The organism is Runella salmonicolor, assembly GCF_024158025.1.
GTDB classification, from domain to species: domain Bacteria; phylum Bacteroidota; class Bacteroidia; order Cytophagales; family Spirosomataceae; genus Runella; species Runella salmonicolor.
This window is the reverse complement of sequence record NZ_JAMZEL010000001.1, coordinates 444,526-465,400: the sequence shown is the minus strand read 5'-3', so window position 1 is coordinate 465,400 and position 20,875 is coordinate 444,526. Positions and strand designations below refer to the sequence as shown.

The window sequence follows — 20,875 nt, the reverse complement described above, 5'->3', positions numbered from 1 at the left end:
ACATTTGTTAATGACGTCACCAGCTCCCCTTTTTTCTCCATTACAGGCAAGTCTTGACAACTTAAGTGCTGAATTAAAGTTATTGATTAAGTGCCGGACGAACGAACCCGTAGAAGCAGAAGAGCTTAACGCGATTAACTGGCCCCTTTTTTTACAGTTGGTAAAAAGCCACCGCATGATTGGAGGTTTGTACCCTATTATTTACGAAAATGAATGGCTACCCGTTGAGGTAAAAGAGCGGCTGAAAACAATTTATAATCAAAACAAGCTGCGAATGCTCACCTTTACGGCCGAGCTTTTGCACATCAGTAAAGCATTTCAAAAAAACGGAATCAATTCTATTCCCCTGAAAGGCCCGATGCTTTCGTATGTGTACCATGGGGATTTTATGCAGCGGGTATGTCACGACATTGACTTGCTACTTGAGCCTGCGCAAATCGAAAAAGCCTATTCGATTTTGTACGATGAAGGCTACCGGATGATGGAGGAAGTTTACGCTACGCCCAAACAAAAAGAGGTGTATCTGGCCAATTTTCATCATTACTGCTTGTACCATGAAACCAAAGATATCATCGTAGAGTTGCACTGGCGGCTATTGGCTACCCAAAATATTCTTACGTTTCCGAATGCAGAGTTATGGAAAAACGCATGGATAGAAAAAATCTCGGGTATCAACATTCGGTTGCTTTCCAAGTACGACAATTTCCTGTATTTATGCGTTCATGGGGGGCAACACCAATGGAAACGGCTGTTTTGGCTCAACGATATTGCCGTTGTCATCCAAAAAGAGGAGCCAAGATTTATCACCGAAGCCTATGATTTGTCTAAACAAAGGGGAATCGGTAACTACGTTTTACAAGCTCTGCAACTGGCTTCTACGCTGTATAAAATCATCCTGCCAGCATCCATTATTGAGGAAATAGCCCGCAAAGATTCCGTGTCGCATTTGTCCAAAATTGCACTGGTGCACATGAATGCTTTGTTGTCTCTTGATAAACAGGAGCCTTTTTCGCTAAAAACCTTGAGAGAAAAAGTGTCTCGTTTTTGGTTGCATTATACCTCTTCTTATTATTACGGAGATTTGAAAAATGTGGTTCATGAAGCAAAAGTATACTTCATAAATCCCGCCTATTGGTCGGTGTTTGCATTTCCCGACAAGGTGTTTTTGCTGAATTACGTAGCGGCGCCTTTTCTTTGGGGGTATCATTTCTTTCAAAAATTCAAGAAATCGGATTTGTAGCGGATGAGAAAAGCGGAGGTCAAGGGCATTTTGCCCTTTTTTTATGCCTAAACTTTAATTATAAGGTGAAAAATGTGAATTATTTTGGGTAAAAAGAGCCTGATTGCCCATTTTACTGTCAGCAGTTTCTGTACCTAAACCCAATGCTTTTCTTCCCAAAATAAAGATGAAAGATTTCTTTACGCTTCGTCGTAAGTCCATGACGCTCGGTACGGGGTTGTTGTTATTGTACGCCCAAAGTTGTAGTATTCCTCAAAAAAAAATAGCGTCAAAAGAGGTATTTGCGGACCACGTTCGGACCACCGAATTCCAGACGCCCGAGCAAGAAAGGCGTGGGTTTAAGTTGCCACCGGGGTTTGAAATTACCCTCTTTGCGTCGGAGCCTCAGATTACCAAGCCCATCAACATGGAGTTTGATGACCGTGGCCGATTGTGGGTTACACATTCGTCGGAGTATCCGATGGCAGCGGCACCAGAGAAGGGAAACGATAAAATTACCATTCTGGAAGATACCAACGGCGATGGCAAAGCCGATAAATTTACCGATTTTCAGGATGGATTAAATATCCCAATCGGCATCATGCCCGTAGCCGACGGGGCTATTGCGTATAGTATTCCCAACGTATATCATTTTACGGACACCAACAACGACGGCAAAGCCGATAAACGCAAGGTGCTTTACGGTGAGTTTGGCTACAAAGATACACACGGCATGGTGAGCAATTTTATGCGGGGCTTTGACGGCTGGGTGCATTCTTGCCACGGATTTACCAATACGTCCAAAATTGAGGGCACCGATGGTGACTCCGTCACGATGACTTCTGGAAACACTTTTCGTTTTCGCACGGATGGGCGCCGTGTAGAGCAGACCACTTTCGGACGCGTCAATCCTTTCGGTTACGCGTTTGACGAAAGAGGGTTTTTGTATTCTGTTGACTGCCATTCTAAGCCTATTTATCAACTCATCAAAGGCGCTGATTATCCGCATTTTGGTAAGAAACCAACTGGCATTGGATTTGGTCCCGAAATGATGAGCTATGAGCTGGGGTCAACGGCACTTTCGGGTTTAGTGTATTATGTCGGAGAACAGTTTCCTGCCGAGTACCGCAACAGTTTCTATAACGGCGACGTGGTTACCTGCAAGATAAATCGCAATACGGTCACGTTCAAAGGCTCCACGCCCGTATCTAAAAAAGAAGCCGATTTTTTGGTAAGCGACGACCCGTGGTTTCGACCAGTGGATGTCAAAGTCGGCCCCGACGGAGCGCTCTACATCGCAGATTTTTATAATCGCATAATTGGTCACTACGAAGTAGCCCTCAATCACCCCAAACGGGACCGGACCAGCGGGCGGATTTGGAAAATTACCTACAAAGGCAATCAACCTCACCGCGATATGCCTGTCAAAGATTGGTCAAAAGCGACGATGGACGAGCTTATTGCGGGCTTGCAGCACCCACAACTGAACGTACGATTGAAAATAGCGGACCGCTTGGTGGATGTTTGGAAAGAAAAAGCCGTTGCTCCCGTGAGCCAAATGATGGCTTCGCTGGGTATTGATAACCGCGCGTTTGTGCATGGGTTGTGGGTGTTGCAACGATTAGGAGCTGTTCCTGAATCACTCCTCACCAAAGCCCTCAATCACCCTGACCCCACGGTGCAGGTACACGCGTTTCGGCTGTTTTCGGAAGCCGAAATGCTCTCTGACGCGCACCGCACGATAGTGATTGGGGCCTTGTCCAACAAAGACCCATTTATTCGACGCATTGCGGCCGAAATACTGACGCGTTTTCCGAAAGTAATGAACATGAAACCGTTGATGGCTTTGTACCAACAAACCAACGAAGAGGATTCACATTTGAAATACACGACATTGTTGGCCATTCGGACGAATTTGGCGGCCAAGGGGGTGATTCGGGAGGTGGCTGCAACAAAGTGGAACGAAGACCAACGGAGCGTGCTCGTAAAGGCCGCGCGCGACATTCCTTCCGCCGACGTGGCGACGTTTGTGTGGGATTACCTCATGACGCATGACTTGACCGCTGAGGAATTGGATAAAAACCTTGAATACCTGGGCCGTTATGGCTCAGCGGCACAATTGAACGAAATGATATTGCGGATTCAAAAAAGTTTTGCGACTGATTTGGACGGACAATTTATGCTGTATAATTCGTTGCGTAGGGGCGTGGCGCAGAGTGGTTTGAAGGTAACTGCGCCCCTTCAGGAATGGGGAGCAACGATGGCAAGACACTATCTGGAACTGCCAATTGCGGAAAAAGAGACGGCAGCACTCACCACGCGCCGCGTGCAGGCTGTAGAGATTGCGAGTGAATATAAAATGGCGTTGTCGGTACCTTTTTTCCAAAAAATAGTGGCTACCAAAAGCGTTGATACCAAGGTGCGCGTAGCCGCCGCCAATGCGCTGATGAGTCTTTCGCCGCAGGAGAATGTAACCTTGCTCGGTGAGGTTTTTCTGGATCGCTCGGAGCCGATTGCATTGCGAGAGAGATGGGTGTCGGCCTTGGCTCGTGCGGCCTCTCCCGAAGTTCTTGCATTGTTGGAAAAAGGATTTATTGGCAGTGCGCGCAGTTTACAGGTGGGCATCGCGGCGGCATTGGCCAATTCGGAGGCGGGAATTGATCGGTTAATTAAAGCCTTAAAAGAAGAAAATGTCAATGCCGACGTACTGGCCGAGGTAGCCGTCAAAGAGCGTTTAGCGGCCAAGGCAAGCCCCACCCAGCAGGAGCAATTGAACCAACTGACGGCGGGTGGACTCAATGAATTTGAAGAAAGGCAAAAGCTGATTCAAAGTCGATTGCTAGGCTTTGAATCGGCCAAAGCCTCTCCCGACGTGGGGCGGGCGGTATTTACCCAAAATTGCAGTACCTGCCATCAAATCAAAGGCGTGGGCGGTTTGATTGGGCCGCAGTTGGACGGCATCGGTAACTGGGGGCAAAAAGCACTTGCTGAAAAGATACTTGACCCGAATCGGAATATTTCGGAGGCGTTTCGGAGTTATAATATTACTTTAAACAACGGTCAATCCATGACGGGCCTTTACCGCCGTACCGAAGGGCAAATGATGGTCTTTGCCAATCCATCAGGACAAGAGTTTTCGGTGGCTAAAAACGATATGAAAGAATACAAAGCTTCCAAATATACCCTCATGCCCGACCAATTCAGGAGCGTTATTCCCGAAAAAGATTTTTATGCGTTGCTAGGGTTTTTGCTCAAAACGAAATAGTTAGCCTAACACCGAAACGGCATCCCGAAAAAGCGTAGACATTTCTTCTGCGCTTTTTCTATTTTTGCGCCTATGAACCTTTCTGTTTACGCCCAGCAATACCGCCAAGACCTCCTTCAGCGACTTGTTCCGTTTTGGACGGAATTCAGTTTGGACACGATTCATGGGGGCTATATCTGCGTGATTTCGGGAAAAGGAGAGGCGATTACGTTTGATAAGTGGATTAAATGGCATGGTCAACAGGCCTGGGCTTTTGGGAAATTATACCAACTCACCCAGCAGGCTGATTTTCTGCGATACACTCTTCAAGGGGCTGATTTTTTACTTCATTTCGGAGCCGATACCAAAGATAATTGGTGGGAAATTGTGGACTGTACAGGACGTGGAGTGCTGGATGCATCGGATGCAGGGGCCGAGGCGGCTGCGGTGGCGGCGTGGAGCTTGGCGCATGAACTGACGGGTGAAGAAGCCTACGCCGATTCGGCTAAAAAGACGTTGACAAAAGCCGTTCGCCGCCGTGAAAAAGGACTGCAAAAACGAACTGAGGCTATTTTTGCAGGGCGTCAGTTAAAAAATATCGGAGAATTAAGCGCTTTGGCGAAGGCCCTGACGGCCTCTCAAAAGCTCATGGGCGAAAAAACATTTCGTGAAAAAGGGGAAGCGTTGCTACACGAATTGACCAAGCATTTTTGGGAGCCTCGTGCCAACATTGTGCTCGAAAATGTGTTTCCCGAAGGAGGCTATTCCGATTGTTTATTGGGCCGAAGAATCCATCCTGGGCGTGTGTTTGAGGCATTTAATGCTTTTTATGAATTAACCAAAGTGCTCAACAAACGCCGCATCCGTCAGCAATTGGCGCAGCACATTTTGCACCTGGCTGATACTACTTGGGACGATGCTTACGGGGGCTATTTTCATTGGTTAGATGTAAAAAGTCTGCCGGCATCCGAGCCAGAGGCCTACTATAAATACGCATGGGTGCAGCTCGAAGCCGCAACGGCTCTATTGCGGGCCTATCAGGTGTTGCAAGACCGAACCCTACTCAAGCATTGGCAGCGGGTGAATGATTATCTGTGGCAACATTTTCGCGATAATTCTAAAGAAGGGGAATGGGTAGGTGTGTTGAGCCGCCATGGAGAACCCCTCTTTACGCTTAAAGCTACTCCCGAAAAAAACGCTTATTATTCCGTCAAAAACCTGCTAGAAAGTGCTGATTTACTGGATGTTTTGATAGATAAGTAGGGGCGGGCTTTACTTCTGCCCACCTTGTGTCTGCCCAAAAACGTTGGAATGGCCCAACGTTTATTACAAATCTCGCTTCATCAAAACGTAATTTTCCTTCTTGTATCGAATAATTTATTCTGGCCGTTATTGCGTATCAAAACGAGGATTTCGTAGGTGCCTGGGGCCACCGATGCGCGGTGCATAGAGGCCGTAAAGCCTTTGTCCCAATACCAACCACGACGAATGAAGGTTTTCAGAGGCAATGGGCGTTGGGTGCCAGCGGCCATGTAGGTATGCTTAGCCGATTGGAGCATGATGTACGCCCCGTCGTCGAAGTCGCGTGTGGGCCGAATGAAATCTTTGTGATAATCAATCGTCAGGATATCCCCCTTAAAATATACCGAATCAAGAAGAAAGGGCTCTTTGGGCATGGCCGTTTCTGGGGTGGTTTCGAAAAACAAATTGGGTTGATACAACCGCTGGATTTGCCTAAAATCCTCGCCTGTCAAATCAAACATTTTTAATCCCAACAAATCATCGTTATACATTGAATTGAATTCCTGAACCACCGCTGCCCGACGATTATTGACCGCTGGCGCCACGGCGTAGTATAAAATTAACAGGTTGAAAACAACGCTCAGACCGATTGTTGAGGGCAAAAGCCATTTTTTTGAGTCGCGAAGCCAATGAATTAATAGCAAATATCCAACCACCAACAACCACGTTGGGTACATCCTGTAGCGGCCTTTAAACATCCCAATGAGGCCATCTCCTTCGGCGCGTTTGTAGACCACACCAAGGGCCGTCAGACAAATGAAAAGTAATAAAAACAGGGTAAAAAACTGAACTTCGTTCATCTTTACTTTAACTTCAAAATGACGAATTTTTAGTCCGAAGTTTTTTAGGTCCAATGCTTTTAGCAAAAGCCACAAAACACCGCCTAATAGCACCGCACCCCAGGCTACCGAGCCCCATACCGCAAGGTTGGAAGGGGCGTACACATCTACATTGACCGATGAACCTATAAATGCCAAAAAGCAGGTAAGCGCGTGGCCATAACTGCTTGGATTGGTGAGGTCGAGGCCACTCGGGGAAGCGTGGGCGCGGGTAAGACTATAAAGCAACATAGTGGCGGCAAACGCTCCAGCCGTGATACCCGCCATTTTTTTGCGCTGCATCAGCACGAGCAGAAAGCCGCCGATGAGAAAAGTGACAAGACCGTTGCCGTAAGTAAAAGTGGCAAATAAAGAAAAAAGGAGGGCTAAAAATAGCCGTGGAAGTGTGGAAGGCGTAGCGTAAAAATAACCCGCCATCATCACAAAAAACAGTAGACCAAAGTTGCCCAGCGAACTGGTTCCCCAAAAGATATTTTCGAAAGAATGAACGCACAAGAGAATCCAGCAAACTGGAATAAAATATGCAAAAGGAAGAGAACGGCTAGGAGACGACGAAGGTATTTTTTGAAAAATAAGGAACAAAATTCCCAACTGCCCAATCCATAAACCGTTGCTTATCATCATCAGCGATTTGAGGTTGACGTGTCCGGTGAGCCCATAAGAAATGAGTACTACTGAACGCGTAAATACAATGCGATGCTCAGGAAATCCGACCGTCAGCCAATCCAGTTTTTCGTGCCAGTTGGCTGATTTTTGCCATTGCTCAATAATTTGTAAAACGTGCGTGTCATCATAAGCCACGTAATTTACATTGAGCGAGATGGCTTGAAAAAACAATAAATACAAAATGAGCGGCAATAAACACAGCGTGCGGACAACGGAACGATGCTGGAAAAGACGGTCGAAAAATTGCATACAGAAAGTTTAAAACGGCTAAAATTAGTAAGTTAGTAGCCGTGAAGGAACAGAAAAATAATAAACCCTAAATCAAAAATTGGTAAAGTATTGTTTGTTAGGAACTTATGTTTGACTGGTGACTCTATTTTTTTTAAATAATTCTGGTTCCAACTCTACCCTAAAACCTTTTTTCAAATGAAATTTTCTACATTTCTATTTTTTGGCTTTTTATTAACAATGGCAGAATCCCGAGCGCAAAACCCTTACTTAGCAACCAAAAACGGGCAGTTGGAGCTTACGCCAGCAGGTGCGTCCTTTTTGGCAAAATTGCCGCTTCACTGCATCAACACTGAATATCCCAACAAAACGGGACACACACTGGAAGCCGAAAAAGATGCTCGACTGAGTCCCAAAGAATTGCATCCGTCATTTTATGGGTGTCTGGATTGGCACTCTTCGGTGCATGGGCATTGGATGCTGGTGCGATTGCTGAAAACGTTTAAAAATCTGCCCGAAGAAGCGCAAATTCGTCATATTTTGAACGACAGCTTTGCTCCCGATAAGCTGAAAACCGAAGCGGATTATTTTACAAAGTACCCCTTAGCCAAAACCTTTGAGCGCACCTACGGCTGGGCTTGGCTGTTGAAGTTGGACGAAGAACTTTCTACTTGGGATGACCCGCAGGCGCGGCAATGGCACCAACACCTGCGTCCTTTGACGCAACAAGTGGTGGGGCTTTGGACCGCTTTTTTGCCCAAACAAACCTACCCAAACCGAACGGGCGTGCATCCCAACACAGCCTTTGGGTTGGTGTTTGCGCTTGATTATGCCCGAACGGTAAAAAACACCGTTTTTGAAGCGCAAATCATTCAAAAAGCCAAGGATTTTTACTTGAAAAATACCAATTCTCCCGCCTTTCAAGAACCCGATGGTTCTGACTTCCTGTCGCCGAGTTTAGAGGTGGCTGATTTGATGCGGCGTATTTTGCCCCAAGCGGCATTTTTGAAGTGGTTTAACGCCTTTTTGCCTGCCGCAGGGCTTCAAAATGTCATGAAAATGCCCATCGTGAGCGACCGAAATGACATGCAGATTGTGCATTTAGATGGTCTTTCTTTGAGCCGGGCGTGGTGTATGTTGGGTATTGCGCGGGCGTTGCCCAAAACTGATCCACGTCGCGCGTCGTTGCTCAAAAGTGCCCATACTTTTATTAATACTACGTTGCCGCAGATAACGAATGGCGGCTATGGTGGCGAGCATTGGCTGGCGTCTTTTGCCGTGTATGCTTTGGGGCAAGAATGACTCAATACACCGCATCGTAGTCGATGATGATTTCTATTTTCTCCCATTTCCCTTTTCGTACTTGCACGGGATTGATGTTCATCGCGTCGTCGAATAGGTTGGCATAGAGGCCTTTGTCTTCTTTGGTAAAAAGTGAGTAGTAGCCGGCGGGCAAGGTCACTTTAAACCGACCGATCTTGTTGGTAGTTACCTTTTGGATGAATTTGGAATTGATTTTTCGGTAAAAACCCGCGTCGTCCGCTGGTTCGGTTTGATTGGAGGGGGTGAGTTCGTAAATCAGGATTTCACGCGCAATAGGCGAGCCTTTTGGATTAGTTACCTTAACATCGGGCGAAGGCATCAGATTTCCCGAACGCCAAAGCACCGTTCCTGAAATTCCCTGAGTTATTTTTTTCTTTTGGGCCGTACAACCCGAAGAAGTGAAAAGTAAGCCAATAAAAGCGACGCTGAACAGTTGCAACACATGAAAAATCGTTGATTTTGGCATACAATTTAGGGTTTAATATTGGAAGTGCTTACCAAGCAATGACTTCCTAAACGACCATTCTATGTATCTTTTGTTTTTGCAAAAAATTTAGGCCAATTCTGCTACATAGGTCTCTGTGACTTCTTCCAAAATGTCGTTGATTTCCTGATAAGACATGGTTTCAACCAATCTCATCCGGAAAGGTTTGAAGTTGTCTAAGCCTTTGAAATAAGAAGCGTAGTGCCGGCGCATTTCTACGACTCCCGTGCGGTCGCCTTTCCAACGGATAGAAAAATCTAGGTGTTTGCGACAGGCCCGAACGCGCTCGGCAGTAGTTGGTGGCGCAAGGTGCTCGCTCGTACGCATGAAATGTTTGATTTCGTTGAAAATCCACGGATACCCAATGCTCGCCCGGCCAATCATAATGCCGTCTACGCCAAAACGATTGCGGTAGTCAAGGGCTTTTTCGGGGCTGTCGATGTCACCGTTTCCGAAAATCGGAATATTAATGCGTGAATTTTCTTTGATTCGACCAATCAGCGTCCAGTCGGCGTCGCCTTTGTACATCTGTACGCGTGTCCGTCCGTGAACCGTAAGTGCTTTGATACCAATGTCTTGCAGGCGTTCGGCTACTTCTTGTATATTTTTGGTAGATTCATCCCAACCCAGGCGCGTTTTAACCGTAACGGGCAGGTGCGTGGCTTTGACTACGGCTTCGGTCATTTTGACCATTTTTGGAATATCCTGTAATAAGGCCGCGCCAGCCCCCCGGCAAGCCACTTGTTTGACCGGACAACCGTAGTTGATGTCAATCAAATCGGGGTTTACTTTGGTGGCAATGCGGGCGCACTCGCCCATGGTTTCGATGTCGCTACCGAACAACTGTATGCCGATGGGGCGTTCGTACTCAAAAATATCCAATTTTTGTACACTTTTGGCCGCATCCCGAATCAATCCTTCCGACGACACAAATTCTGTGTACATCAAATCTGCTCCGCCTTCTTTGCATACTGCCCGAAAGGGAGGGTCAGAGACATCTTCCATCGGAGCCAATAACAGCGGGAACTCGCCTAATTCTATGTTTCCTATCTTTACCATCGTCTCAATTTTGGCATCTTTAAAATGCAAATTTCGCGTTTTTTTCTTTATCTCTGAAAATAACCTATTTTTGCGCCTTATAATTCAAAACGATGCGCAGTCTATCCACCTGAGCTTACTCGTTAAAAACGACAAATAAAGCCTCGAGGCCGTCATCGCTAGACATAAATTCAGTTTGTAAACTCATACTTTGTAAATCGTAACCAATCAATGTCTTATCTATTCACTTCAGAATCTGTGTCGGAAGGTCACCCCGATAAAGTAGCTGACCAAATTTCAGATGCGCTCATCGACCATTTCATGGCGTTTGATCCAAAATCAAAAGTAGCCTGTGAGACCCTCGTGACCACAGGACAGGTAGTATTGGCAGGAGAGGTAAATACCAAAACGTACCTTGACGTGCAGCAGATTGCCCGTGATGTGATTGCGAAAATTGGATATACCAAAGCGGAGTACATGTTTGAAGCGCACTCGTGCGGGGTACTTTCGGCCATTCACGAGCAATCAGCAGATATTAATCAGGGCGTTGACCGTCAAACGGCCGACGATTTTGAAAGCAAAGCCAACGCGCAGGGAGCTGGTGACCAAGGAATGATGTTTGGCTACGCCACCCGCGAAACCGACAACTATATGCCATTGGCGCTTGATTTGTCACACAAGATTTTGGAAGAACTGGCAGCCGTACGCCGTGAAAACAAACGCATCAAGTACCTCCGTCCCGATGCCAAGTCGCAGGTGACGATTGAGTATTCAGATACCAATAAGCCCATTCGTATTGATACCATCGTGGTTTCTACGCAGCACGATGATTTTGGGGCCGACGAAGCGATGTTGGCTACGATTCGCAAAGACATCATTACGTACGTGATTCCTCGTGTGAAAGCGAAGTTGAAGCCCTCGTTGCGTAAATTATTCAACGACCAAATCACGTACCACATCAACCCTACGGGTAAGTTCGTGATTGGCGGGCCACACGGAGATACTGGTTTGACAGGACGTAAAATCATCGTCGATACCTACGGTGGCAAAGGTGCCCACGGTGGGGGAGCGTTTTCGGGCAAAGACCCCTCAAAAGTAGACCGTTCAGCCGCCTACGCCACACGCCACATTGCCAAGAATTTGGTAGCGGCGGGTGTTTGCGACGAAGTGCTGGTGCAGGTTTCTTACGCCATCGGCGTAGCTAAACCTTGCGGTTTGTACGTAAATACGTACGGAACGGCCAAGGTAAAAGGCGAAAATGGCAAGAAATTGAGCGATGGTGAGATTGCGAAATTGGTAGAAAGTGTATTTGATTTGCGCCCTTATGCCATTGAGCAGCGCCTCAAATTGCGTAATCCTATCTATTCTGAAACGGCAGCGTATGGTCACATGGGGCGCGAGCCTAAAACCGTGACGAAGGTGTTTGAAAACGCTGGTCAACGTGCCGAAGTAGAGGTAGAGTTGTTTACTTGGGAAAAACTTGACTACGTAGACGCGGTGAAAGCAGCGTTTGGTTTGTAGACAATATATTTTTATGATTCGAACGTCGGCGAATTTACTTCGCCGACGTTTTTTTATATCAAGGTGGGCCAAAAAGAATGGCGGCGGCTTCACGCAGCGACTTGGCCTGCCGTACTTCGCGGATAATATCCCTCCACTCGTGAAAATTCAGGTAAATGACGTTTTGGGATTCAACAGGTTTCGTGATTCCGTACACGGGCGTTTCGGTCTCTTCCTGAAATGTACCAAACAGGCGGTCCCAAAGAATGAACGTTGTCCCAAAATTTTTATCCAGATAGAGCGTGTTCTTCCCGTGATGTACGCGGTGGTGGGAGGGAGTTACAAAAATATATTCAAACCAGCGAGGTAGTTTATGAATCACTTCGGTATGAATCCAGAATTGATACAGTAAATCAATCTGGTAGCAGGTAAAGGTAATCACGGGGTGAATTCCCGAAAGCCACACGGGCAAAAAGAAAATGATTTTGATGTGCTGGGTCCATGAATTTCTAAATGAGGTGGCCAAATTAAAATGTTCTGATGAATGATGCGTGACGTGGGTTGCCCACCAAATGCGCTGTTTATGCGCAATGAAATGCGCAAAATAATTGCAAAGGTCAATGCCCAAATAAGCCACCACCCACGACCACCATGTATTGGGCAAACGCCACGGAACCATTTCGTAACAAAATAAACTTATGCCCACAATCGCGGCCTTAAAAAGACCGTTGATGACAAGGCTTCCAAGGCCAATGCCCACTGATGCTTTTAAATCCTCGTGGTCGTATCGGTGGTGCGGGTCGTGTCTGACCAGCCAATATTCAACGGCAATACAAATAAAAATCAAAGGGGTAGCATACAGCAACAGCGGCTGCAAGTCTTGTTCAAACTGCTGAGGAGTCATTCCAGAAAAATGTTATGGTTTAATAGTGGGAATCGGGGCTGAAGCTTATCGACGTACGTAGATACGTTCAGAAACAGTGTGTTTGTGGGGGTGTATTGTTATGCCAAATAGCTCTATGTAACGGACTTTAGGGAGAAACCCGCTGGAAGGCTCTAACTGAACGAATATTTTCTTTAATAATGAAGCATGACCATCAATTTGGGTAATGGCAGCGGGCTTTCCTTCGTGCGATAAAACCTGTAATGGGCGGTTTTGGAAGGCATTAAGACGAATCTCAACCGACTCGTTTTCCTGCCGACTTATGTGCTGTTTGTAGCCGTACGCCAATTGCCACTGTATGGCAGAAAGTTTTTCACGTTGCCCTCTTTCTGCATAACGTATCCAATATACGTCAATGGGGTATTTTGGGTTTAATCGCTTGTTAGGTAGTAAATTAGCGTCGTATATCACCGTGTTTGCGTCGTTGCTACGCTGAATGTAAAATAGATGATTGGCCGAAGCTGGCGGCTCTGGAAAAGAGATTGTTGGAGAGTCGTCAACGACATGAAATGAGCACAGCCCAACGGCCGCAAGAATTAACGTGTAGATTTTCATAGCTGTATGGAGGGATTGCTGATGCCCTCTGCCTAAATGACAACCTATTGCGTTTTTCCCCCTATCAGAATAAAAAAATAAATAAAAATCAACGTATCTATTCGCTGATTGAGGAGTCAATATTTAGGTGATTTTGCTCAAAATGAGGTTAGTGTGTATTGATTTTTATATGCCTAAAAGCGCTCTAAATGATGGTTTGAAGAGAATGATGCCTTACTCTTTTGTTAGCAACTGTTTTTTCTACAAATTTGCCTCCCCTTACAACGGAGATTACGGAGAAATTGCTTCTCATAAACTTGTCGGAGGTGAGATTCTACAAGTTTAACAAACTGTTTTTTTTAGTTTAAACCAATTCAAGATACCCTCTCATCGTTAATGCCTCATTCAAATAGACTTTTAGAGTTGGATGCTCTGCGTGGGATTGCCTGCATTCTTGTCGTTTTTTTTCATTTTAACGTAAACCAGCCTGATGCATGGCATTGGCTCAATTTGGGTGTAGCGGGAGTAGACCTATTTTTTATCATTAGCGGATTTGTGATTTTTTATTCATTAGAAAGAAATCACAATGCACTTGATTTCTTTGTTTCGCGATTTTCGCGTCTTTATCCCGCTTATTGGGTCGCTGTTTGTATTACTTCGGCTTTAGTGCTGCTCAATGGCGGCACCGTACATTTACACGATTTTTTGGTAAATTTAACAATGTTGCAAGGCTACTTCGGCGTGGAGGATATTGATGGTTCCTATTGGACGTTGGGTATTGAACTATTTTTTTATTGTTTGGCGATTTTGCCTTTTATTACCAATACTGTCAAATGGGTCGAGCATTTTATCTGGATAAGCCTCTTTTTGGTCTATAATTGGCATTATTGGGGCAGTTTGTATGCCCCAGGTACGCACGCAAAAATCAGTAACTCGGCGCAATTTCTGAATCATGCCCCTTTGTTTTTTGCGGGCATATTTTTCTACCTCATTGGATTTAAAAAAGCAACGCCCGATCGTTATTTCGGAGTTCTTTGCTGTTTTATCCTGTCATGCTACCTACACAATTTTTTTGGTCGGTCTCAATGGGTAATTACAATACAGGAGCACGTATGGATGCTTCTCGCTTTTTTTGGTACTTTTTTTCTGCTTCTTTCCCACCAACTTGGTTTTTTGGTAAACCGAGTGAGCCTTTTTCTGGGCAATATTTCTTATTCACTGTATTTAATTCACCAGCGAATCAGTACGGAAATTATTCGCCCGTGGCTTCAGCATCATCTGTTGCCTCACATGCCCAATTTGATTTACAGTCTCATTATGCTGGCCTGTAGTATTGGGGTTGCATCAGCGATTAATTTTTGGATTGAACTGCCAGCAATGCGTTTTTTGCGTCAAAACTGGAAACGTCTTAAGACCAAGTTTGAAGTAAAGCAAGAAAGTGTTTTGCCGTTATGAAACGGTTAATTTAATATTTCAACGTCGCAGCAATAAATACATTACTTGGGCAATGCCCATTGGTTTGTGGACTCCAGCTGTGCCATTTAGAAGCAAACACTCTCGAAAACGTTTTGGTACTACATATTTTCGAGGTCGTTTTTAAACAAGGCTTTAAAAAATCAATTTGCGTATAGGATGATGCCGACTGTGGTTGTTTTTTGATTCCTTCGGGCATTTCTACCCAATCAAAACCCACAAAGCACCCTTCGGCAGGAATGGAGATTTTATAAGGTTCCATGTCGAATAAAAAAGTTTCTGAGGTGATTGGGACGATAACTGACTTGGTCAATAAATCATCAAGAGGCTCTCCTGTATCGGGACTGACTGAAAAAACCCTAATTCTTAATTTGGTTTGGGTGAGGGTCTTTTTGTCAAATTTGGCGTGTATTTTGCTTAAAAGTGCCTCTTTTTTTGTGGAATTTTCAATTTTTAAGGCAATACTCTGGCCGACTGCCGCATTAAAAGCCGTGCTTGAAGGATGGTCGTAAATCCCTTCCATAGCTGAGCGCTGAAAAAGGTCAACACTTTCATTCGTTCTTAATGAAGTGGTTTCTTTAGGAGAAAGATAAATAAATAAGGGCGATAGAACAACTACATTCTTGATGCTAATGAAAGAGGGTTCAAAGCCTGGGGAAGAGACCATCAAAGTGTCGTTTGGGCTTACCCTTAATTGATAGTAGCCTTTTTCGTCGGCAATGTAGCCTTGCGTTTTATTTTTTAGGCTGATGGTGGCGCAAGGAATGCCAACTTTATTCTTGTCTCTCACTATCCCTTTAATTTCAAGGGATTGGCCTAAAATAATCTTGGGTAAAATCACTAAAAGTAAGACGAGTGTGTTCAATGCAGGGTTCATAAAAATGTGGGTTTTCAATTTGGGGCATTAAGTCCCGTGAAATAATGGCTTGGCGATGATTTGTATAAAATCGTTGCCATATGTAGTAGTCATCTCTTAGACGAAAGCGGTCAGTACTAGTCACAATCTTGTGAAGTATTAACGATTTAATAAGAGATTAAAGCATTTAATGCCTGCTGATGAGTAAATTCTGTTAAACAATTATATACAATTCTGCCAAAGAATCAATGAGTTAACTGTAAAAGTTATCAAACGGTACTTTTGTATTGAGAGATTTCTAACCTTCGGTATTTATGATAAAAGATATACGTTAAATTCCATTCTTTCGACTTGTTGAGGGAATATTTGGACCCAAAAGGATAGGTATTTAAAAAGGTGAAGAGGGTGGGGAAATATATCGTTTCAAAAAATTGTGGGTAGAATGTCCATCTATCGGAAACAGAAAATCTAAACAGTTGTTATATGTTGGTAAGAATTAACAATTGATAATCAGGACTCTATTTATTTGAATTAAACAAATCTCTAACTTAAATAGGAGAATTGCTGAGCAGAATTTTAGAAAATACCCCAGAGAATTGGCTTGTTTTTTCGTTTTTTAGAGACACTTTTGGTTGAAAAAGTGTTGAACATACAGAAACACAATCATGAACTAATGCGTCGAATAGTGGATTCGGAGTCACAAACTAAATCGCAAACAGTTTTGCCGTTGCACGGTTGGCAGTCGGCGTATGAACTTGGATATGCTGCCGCTCTGTGGCGTTTACCTCTACAAAAAGATAAACACCTGATTGTCAATTTTGGCACTGATATTCCCAAAACCAAAATGATGCTAGAAGACCTGCCTTCGGGTTTTGCGGTCAGTCCTTTTTTGAATTTAGAAGGAGAAGAAGCACTCTTTATCAAGGCAGATTTGTACATTCGTTTTGATGAAACAGGGGAGCCAGTTTCCGAAAATTATCCATCAACGGAATCAAGTGCAGCCAAAGAAGCGTGGGAAAATGAGTGCCGTAATGTGAGTTTGGTTACGCAAAACGATAGAAATGTAAGTGAATTTCCGACTAATTCTTCCGAAGAATTTCATCTGCAATCGGTCAAAGAAGCCCTCAAAGCCATTGAAGCGGGTGAAATCCAAAAGGTGGTTCTTTCCCGAACCAAGCACGTGGCCTTGCCTGCGTCGTTTTCGGTGACGGGCATTTTTGAACGACTTTGTAATAAGTACCCCAACGCATTTGTTTCTTTGGTGTATCTGCCCCACTTAAATCAAGTTTGGTTGGGCGCCACCCCCGAAACCCTCGTGAGTGTGGACCGACAGGGGATTTTCAGAACGGTAGCCTTGGCAGGTACTCAGTCAGCTTTTGATGCGTCTGGGCAGATGATTCCACCAAAGCAAGCGCCGTGGACCCAGAAAGAGATTGAAGAGCAAGCGCTCGTGAGCCGTTATATCATTTCGTGTTTTAAGAAAATACGGGTGCGTGAATACCTCGAAGAAGGCCCAAAAACGGCCGTTGCGGGCAATCTGATGCACTTGCGTAGCGATTATGCCGTCGATACAAAAGCCATTAATTTCCCCGAACTAGGAACCGTTATGCTGGGGCTGTTGCATCCCACTTCGGCGGTGTGCGGTATGCCCAAATTGCCCGCTTTAGAGTTTATTCAAGCGCACGAAGGCTACGACCGCGAATTTTATAGTGGTTATTTGGGGCCAGTAAACATTGACAACGAAACCCATTTGTTTGTCAATCTGCGCTGCATGAAGATAAGCAACGGCATGGCTACCCTCTACGGTGGGGGCGGAATTACGGAAGATTCAGTTCCTGAAAAAGAATGGCAAGAAACTGAGTTGAAATGCCGGACTTTACTGGCAGTGCTGGAGGAATCATAAAACAATAAGCTTTTGTTTAGGGTTTTATCTCTAAATTTACGGCATGAAAAGAGCCGAAAGGCTGGTTTCTGTTCATCATTTTAAACTGCAATTAGATTCATGCTGACGCTCAACGACACGGTCTCGCTCCAAGACGCCATTACGTCGTATCATTATAGTCAATCGCTGACGGAATACATACGTCGTAAAACCATCACCGTCAAAATTGGTGACATCCCGCTGGGCTCTGAGTATCCGATTCGGGTGCAATCCATGACCACCGTAGACACCATGAATACCGAAGGCTCTATCGAACAGGTGATTCGGATGGTAGAGTCGGGTTGTGAATACGTGCGTATCACCGCTCCTAGCGTGAAAGAAGCCCAGAATTTAGAAAACATTCGCAAAGGTTTGCGCGCGCGCGGTTATACCGTGCCGCTCATTGCCGATATTCACTTTACACCCAATGCCGCCGAATTGGCGGCCCGCATTGTGGAAAAAGTACGCATCAATCCGGGCAATTATGCCGACAAAAAACGCTTTGAACTGATTGATTATACCGAGGATGAATACCAACGTGAGTTGGATCGGATTCGCGAAAAATTTATTCCTCTCCTGAAAATTTGTAAAGAATACGGCACCGCAATGCGGATTGGAACCAATCATGGTTCACTTTCTGACCGCATCATGAGCCGCTATGGCGACTCGCCCTTGGGCATGGTGGAGTCGGCGTTGGAATTTTTGCGCATCTGCGAAGAATTTAATTATTACGACGTGGTGCTGTCAATGAAATCCAGCAATCCACTCGTGATGGTAGAAGCGTATCGGCTGTTGGTCAATCGTTTAGACGCCGAAGGCTTGAAGCCTTACCCGCTGCATTTAGGCGTAACCGAAGCCGGAGAAGGAGAGGACGGTCGCATCAAATCGGCGGTAGGAATCGGGACTTTGTTGGAAGATGGATTAGGAGATACGGTGCGGGTTTCGTTGACCGAAGACCCCGAATTTGAAGCGCCAGTAGCGGTGGCACTGATTGGCCGTTATACCAATCGCGCCGTCGAAACGACACCCATTCGGCCCATAACAGCATCGCCCATTCACCCATTTCAGTACAGCCGTCGGAAAACGAAAGAGGTTTTTAACTTCGGTGGGGGAAATGTGCCGCGCGTTATAGCCGACCTGTCGGCCATTGAAGTGACCCAATATGAAGATTTACGCAGTGTCGGGCATTTTTACCTGCCCGTGCCCGACAAATGGAAAATGAATGACATCGGCGTGGATTTTATCTACACGGGGGCGCGGCCTTCAACGTTTATGTTGCCCATGGGCCTGAAAGAAATCGTTGACTACGAAGTCTGGAAAACAGCCACTAATCAGGAGCACCAATTTCCGCTCTTTACATTGGCCGAGTTTGAACAAGCAACGGAAAGAAGTACAACGCTCAATTTTATCAAAATTGATGCGGCTACCCAACTGACCCAAGAACAAATCGCGGGTGTGCCAGTGGTATTACTTCTTCAAACTGACAATGCCCACGCCATGCCGGCCTTGCGCCGATTTATGGTTGATTTGATAGATAAAGGAATGGATTGTCCAGTGGTGATTCAGCGAACTTATTCAACCGAGAATTCGGACGAACTTTCGCTGTTTGCGGCCACCGATTGTGGTGGATTGCTGGTAGATGGCCTTGGCGATGGTATCATGCTCTCGGCCCAGTATGCGGCTGAAGTCGACAATGAAGAACGTTTAAAATACGCCAAGCAACAAAACAGTATTGCCTTTGGTATCTTGCAGGCGGGTCGTACCCGAATGTCAAAAACGGAGTATATATCCTGCCCGTCGTGCGGCCGAACCTTGTTTGATTTACAGGAAACTACTGCGCTCATTCGCAAGCGAACCGACCATTTAAAAGGCGTTAAAATCGGAATCATGGGCTGTATTGTCAATGGCCCGGGCGAAATGGCGGATGCCGATTATGGCTACGTGGGCATCGGAAAAGACAAAATAGCGCTCTACCGTGGTCAGCAAGTTGTGAAAAAATCGGTGGTTGCCAACAACGCCGTGGATGAACTCATCAATATCATCAAAGAAGATGGCAAATGGTTTGAGCCAGAGGCGATTGAGCTATAAATACAAAGCCCCAACCCCAAAGGGGCTAATTTTCACCTAAACTCCGCTTTGGGGGCGGGAGCTACTGATTAATTATGAAACGTTTCATCGAATTTTTTCAAATGAGTGAAGTGTTTGGGTACTTCATTCGGGTATTTAAGAAGCCAGACCCGTCGCGGCCCAACACCTCATCGCTCCGCATGATGCACGGAATTAACCGTATTTCCATCATCATGTTTTTGTTTTGTATCGGTGTAATGCTTTACCGTTTTTTGAGCCGATGAATATAGAATCATTTCAGGCTTATTGCCTTACTAAAAAAGGTGTGACCGAAGAACTTCCCTTTGGACCAGAAACCATTGCGTACAAAGTAGCGGGAAAAGTATTTGCACTGACCACCCTCGACCGTACGCCGTTCAGTATCAATCTGAAATGTGACCCCGAAAAAGCGACTCAATTGCGCGAAGAGCACGATTGCGTACTGCCGGGGTATCACATGAATAAAAAGCATTGGAATACGGTCATCATCGACGGCTCTATCAAAGATTCGGTGCTTCGCGAATGGATTGACCATTCGTATGATTTGGTGGTACAATCATTGCCCGGTAAGGTAAGGGAGCAGTTGGTTTAACACAAGTGCCACTTTACCCTCAACAATTATTTTCTTATGGATGTTCTTGCCACTCGTCAGGATTTATTGCAACAGCTTCAGCAGATTAAACAAACGGTAACTCAGGAATTTGAACCCCTCTCAGAGGAAAAAATTCAATGGAAACCTGCGTCTGATCAATGGGGAATATTGGAATGTCTTGTTCATTTAAACATGGTGAGTCAGTACTACGTCAATCAGCTCAATTATAAAGTGGAGCACATGCCCCCGAATGCCCAACCGCCTTTGACGTTTGAAATGAGTTTCAACGGTCGGATGATGCTGGGGTTTGTTGACCCAAAATCGACCCGTAAGATTCCTGCTCCTGGAATGTTTAAACCCAAGCCTTACCACCTTGATACTCAAAAAGTACTGGCCCGTTACAAGGCAATTGTCGATGACTTGGAGAAGGTTTTACACAAGGCAGATACCATCGACTGGAATACCAAAGTGGTTTCGCCTTTTACTTCATTGCTCAAATTTCGGTTGGGGGATGTACTGCTTTTTACGATTGCTCATCACCAGCGCCATCTCAATCAGGCGCTGCGAGTTATGCTGCGGGAGGGCTTTCCTAAATCGTAGTGCAGCT

At 45.4% G+C, this 20,875-nt stretch carries 17 protein-coding genes; 11 read left to right on the top strand and 6 right to left on the bottom strand.

Annotation, left to right across the window (positions count from 1 at the left end; genetic code table 11):
• Window positions 1–10 precede the first annotated feature (10 nt).
• The 3 genes from NCI00_RS02005 to NCI00_RS01995 all read left to right on the top strand — a co-directional run bounded on the left by NCI00_RS02005 (window position 11) and on the right by NCI00_RS01995 (window position 5,726).
• On the top strand, window positions 11–1,240 hold the full coding sequence (locus NCI00_RS02005) for a nucleotidyltransferase domain-containing protein (protein WP_253524453.1): 1,230 nt from the start codon (window positions 11–13) through the stop codon (window positions 1,238–1,240).
• A 166-nt stretch (window positions 1,241–1,406) separates the two neighbouring features.
• The gene (locus tag NCI00_RS02000; RefSeq protein ID WP_253524451.1) at window positions 1,407–4,484 is read left to right on the top strand and encodes a PVC-type heme-binding CxxCH protein; all 3,078 of its coding nucleotides are present in this window, start codon (window positions 1,407–1,409) and stop codon (window positions 4,482–4,484) included.
• Window positions 4,485–4,556: 72 nt separating this feature from the next.
• On the top strand, window positions 4,557–5,726 hold the full coding sequence (locus tag NCI00_RS01995) for an AGE family epimerase/isomerase (RefSeq protein ID WP_253524449.1): 1,170 nt from the start codon (window positions 4,557–4,559) through the stop codon (window positions 5,724–5,726).
• An 80-nt stretch (window positions 5,727–5,806) separates the two neighbouring features.
• Here the strand turns inward: NCI00_RS01995 and NCI00_RS01990 are convergent, their stop codons facing one another.
• Window positions 5,807–7,519: a hypothetical protein gene (locus NCI00_RS01990; RefSeq protein WP_253524447.1), complete on the bottom strand. Its 1,713-nt coding sequence runs from the start codon at window positions 7,517–7,519 to the stop codon at window positions 5,807–5,809.
• Window positions 7,520–7,738: 219 nt separating this feature from the next.
• Between NCI00_RS01990 and NCI00_RS01985 the strand changes: the two genes are divergently transcribed.
• Window positions 7,739–8,800 carry a DUF2891 domain-containing protein gene (locus NCI00_RS01985; protein WP_166561299.1) on the top strand — a complete coding sequence of 354 codons (1,062 nt, stop codon included), beginning with the start codon at window positions 7,739–7,741 and terminating at the stop codon, window positions 8,798–8,800.
• Window position 8,801: 1 nt separating this feature from the next.
• Here NCI00_RS01985 and NCI00_RS01980 read toward each other — a convergent pair whose 3' ends face one another.
• Together NCI00_RS01980 and dusB are read right to left on the bottom strand one after the other, a co-directional pair.
• The gene (locus NCI00_RS01980) at window positions 8,802–9,287 is read right to left on the bottom strand and encodes a carboxypeptidase regulatory-like domain-containing protein (RefSeq protein WP_253524445.1); all 486 of its coding nucleotides are present in this window, start codon (window positions 9,285–9,287) and stop codon (window positions 8,802–8,804) included.
• A gap of 87 nt (window positions 9,288–9,374) precedes the next feature.
• Complete coding sequence (gene dusB / locus NCI00_RS01975; RefSeq protein WP_253524443.1) at window positions 9,375–10,364, bottom strand: tRNA dihydrouridine synthase DusB; 990 nt, start codon at window positions 10,362–10,364, stop codon at window positions 9,375–9,377.
• A gap of 210 nt (window positions 10,365–10,574) precedes the next feature.
• Between dusB and metK the strand changes: the two genes are divergently transcribed.
• The gene (gene metK, locus NCI00_RS01970) at window positions 10,575–11,864 is read left to right on the top strand and encodes a methionine adenosyltransferase (RefSeq protein ID WP_114069304.1); all 1,290 of its coding nucleotides are present in this window, start codon (window positions 10,575–10,577) and stop codon (window positions 11,862–11,864) included.
• Window positions 11,865–11,922: 58 nt separating this feature from the next.
• Here the strand turns inward: metK and NCI00_RS01965 are convergent, their stop codons facing one another.
• A complete protein-coding gene (locus NCI00_RS01965) occupies window positions 11,923–12,747 on the bottom strand; it encodes a sterol desaturase family protein (RefSeq protein ID WP_253524441.1) in 825 nt (274 codons plus the stop codon).
• A 45-nt stretch (window positions 12,748–12,792) separates the two neighbouring features.
• On the bottom strand, window positions 12,793–13,341 hold the full coding sequence (locus NCI00_RS01960) for a DUF4833 domain-containing protein (protein WP_253524439.1): 549 nt from the start codon (window positions 13,339–13,341) through the stop codon (window positions 12,793–12,795).
• A 375-nt stretch (window positions 13,342–13,716) separates the two neighbouring features.
• Between NCI00_RS01960 and NCI00_RS01955 the strand changes: the two genes are divergently transcribed.
• Window positions 13,717–14,775 carry an acyltransferase family protein gene (locus NCI00_RS01955; protein ID WP_253524437.1) on the top strand — a complete coding sequence of 353 codons (1,059 nt, stop codon included), beginning with the start codon at window positions 13,717–13,719 and terminating at the stop codon, window positions 14,773–14,775.
• A 10-nt stretch (window positions 14,776–14,785) separates the two neighbouring features.
• Here the strand turns inward: NCI00_RS01955 and NCI00_RS01950 are convergent, their stop codons facing one another.
• Window positions 14,786–15,670 (bottom strand): carboxypeptidase-like regulatory domain-containing protein, encoded by an 885-nt coding sequence (locus NCI00_RS01950; RefSeq protein ID WP_253524435.1) that lies wholly within the window; start codon window positions 15,668–15,670, stop codon window positions 14,786–14,788.
• 652 nt (window positions 15,671–16,322) lie between these two features.
• Here NCI00_RS01950 and NCI00_RS01945 point away from each other — a divergent pair.
• The 5 genes from NCI00_RS01945 (at window position 16,323) to NCI00_RS01925 (ending at window position 20,868) form a co-directional block, all read left to right on the top strand.
• A complete protein-coding gene (locus NCI00_RS01945; protein WP_253524432.1) occupies window positions 16,323–17,552 on the top strand; it encodes a chorismate-binding protein in 1,230 nt (409 codons plus the stop codon).
• Between the two features lie 99 nt (window positions 17,553–17,651).
• Complete coding sequence (gene ispG / locus NCI00_RS01940) at window positions 17,652–19,658, top strand: (E)-4-hydroxy-3-methylbut-2-enyl-diphosphate synthase (RefSeq protein ID WP_253524430.1); 2,007 nt, start codon at window positions 17,652–17,654, stop codon at window positions 19,656–19,658.
• A gap of 74 nt (window positions 19,659–19,732) precedes the next feature.
• The gene (locus NCI00_RS01935) at window positions 19,733–19,921 is read left to right on the top strand and encodes a DUF6728 family protein (RefSeq protein ID WP_114069309.1); all 189 of its coding nucleotides are present in this window, start codon (window positions 19,733–19,735) and stop codon (window positions 19,919–19,921) included.
• Window positions 19,918–20,268, top strand: a complete 351-nt coding sequence (locus NCI00_RS01930; RefSeq protein WP_253524427.1) for an MmcQ/YjbR family DNA-binding protein — start codon at window positions 19,918–19,920, stop codon at window positions 20,266–20,268. The genes NCI00_RS01935 and NCI00_RS01930 overlap by 4 nt, the downstream gene beginning before the upstream one ends.
• 36 nt (window positions 20,269–20,304) lie before the next feature.
• Window positions 20,305–20,868 carry a DinB family protein gene (locus NCI00_RS01925; protein WP_253524425.1) on the top strand — a complete coding sequence of 188 codons (564 nt, stop codon included), beginning with the start codon at window positions 20,305–20,307 and terminating at the stop codon, window positions 20,866–20,868.
• Window positions 20,869–20,875: the final 7 nt, after the last annotated feature.

Bases quoted from the DNA above. Each gene is read 5' to 3' on its own strand.
- NCI00_RS01935 (WP_114069309.1), top strand. From the start codon at position 19,733: ATGAAACGTTTCATCGAATTTTTTCAAATGAGTGAAGTGTTTGGGTAC.
- metK (WP_114069304.1), top strand. From the start codon at position 10,575: ATGTCTTATCTATTCACTTCAGAATCTGTGTCGGAAGGTCACCCCGAT.
- NCI00_RS01925 (WP_253524425.1), top strand. From the start codon at position 20,305: ATGGATGTTCTTGCCACTCGTCAGGATTTATTGCAACAGCTTCAGCAG.
- NCI00_RS02005 (WP_253524453.1), top strand. From the start codon at position 11: ATGACGTCACCAGCTCCCCTTTTTTCTCCATTACAGGCAAGTCTTGAC.
- NCI00_RS01950 (WP_253524435.1), bottom strand. From the start codon at position 15,670: ATGAACCCTGCATTGAACACACTCGTCTTACTTTTAGTGATTTTACCC.
- NCI00_RS01980 (WP_253524445.1), bottom strand. From the start codon at position 9,287: ATGCCAAAATCAACGATTTTTCATGTGTTGCAACTGTTCAGCGTCGCT.
- NCI00_RS01985 (WP_166561299.1), top strand. From the start codon at position 7,739: ATGGCAGAATCCCGAGCGCAAAACCCTTACTTAGCAACCAAAAACGGG.
- NCI00_RS01960 (WP_253524439.1), bottom strand. From the start codon at position 13,341: ATGAAAATCTACACGTTAATTCTTGCGGCCGTTGGGCTGTGCTCATTT.
- NCI00_RS01990 (WP_253524447.1), bottom strand. From the start codon at position 7,519: ATGCAATTTTTCGACCGTCTTTTCCAGCATCGTTCCGTTGTCCGCACG.
- NCI00_RS01955 (WP_253524437.1), top strand. From the start codon at position 13,717: ATGCCTCATTCAAATAGACTTTTAGAGTTGGATGCTCTGCGTGGGATT.
- NCI00_RS01945 (WP_253524432.1), top strand. From the start codon at position 16,323: ATGCGTCGAATAGTGGATTCGGAGTCACAAACTAAATCGCAAACAGTT.
- dusB (WP_253524443.1), bottom strand. From the start codon at position 10,364: ATGGTAAAGATAGGAAACATAGAATTAGGCGAGTTCCCGCTGTTATTG.
- ispG (WP_253524430.1), top strand. From the start codon at position 17,652: ATGCTGACGCTCAACGACACGGTCTCGCTCCAAGACGCCATTACGTCG.
- NCI00_RS02000 (WP_253524451.1), top strand. From the start codon at position 1,407: ATGAAAGATTTCTTTACGCTTCGTCGTAAGTCCATGACGCTCGGTACG.
- NCI00_RS01930 (WP_253524427.1), top strand. From the start codon at position 19,918: ATGAATATAGAATCATTTCAGGCTTATTGCCTTACTAAAAAAGGTGTG.
- NCI00_RS01965 (WP_253524441.1), bottom strand. From the start codon at position 12,747: ATGACTCCTCAGCAGTTTGAACAAGACTTGCAGCCGCTGTTGCTGTAT.
- NCI00_RS01995 (WP_253524449.1), top strand. From the start codon at position 4,557: ATGAACCTTTCTGTTTACGCCCAGCAATACCGCCAAGACCTCCTTCAG.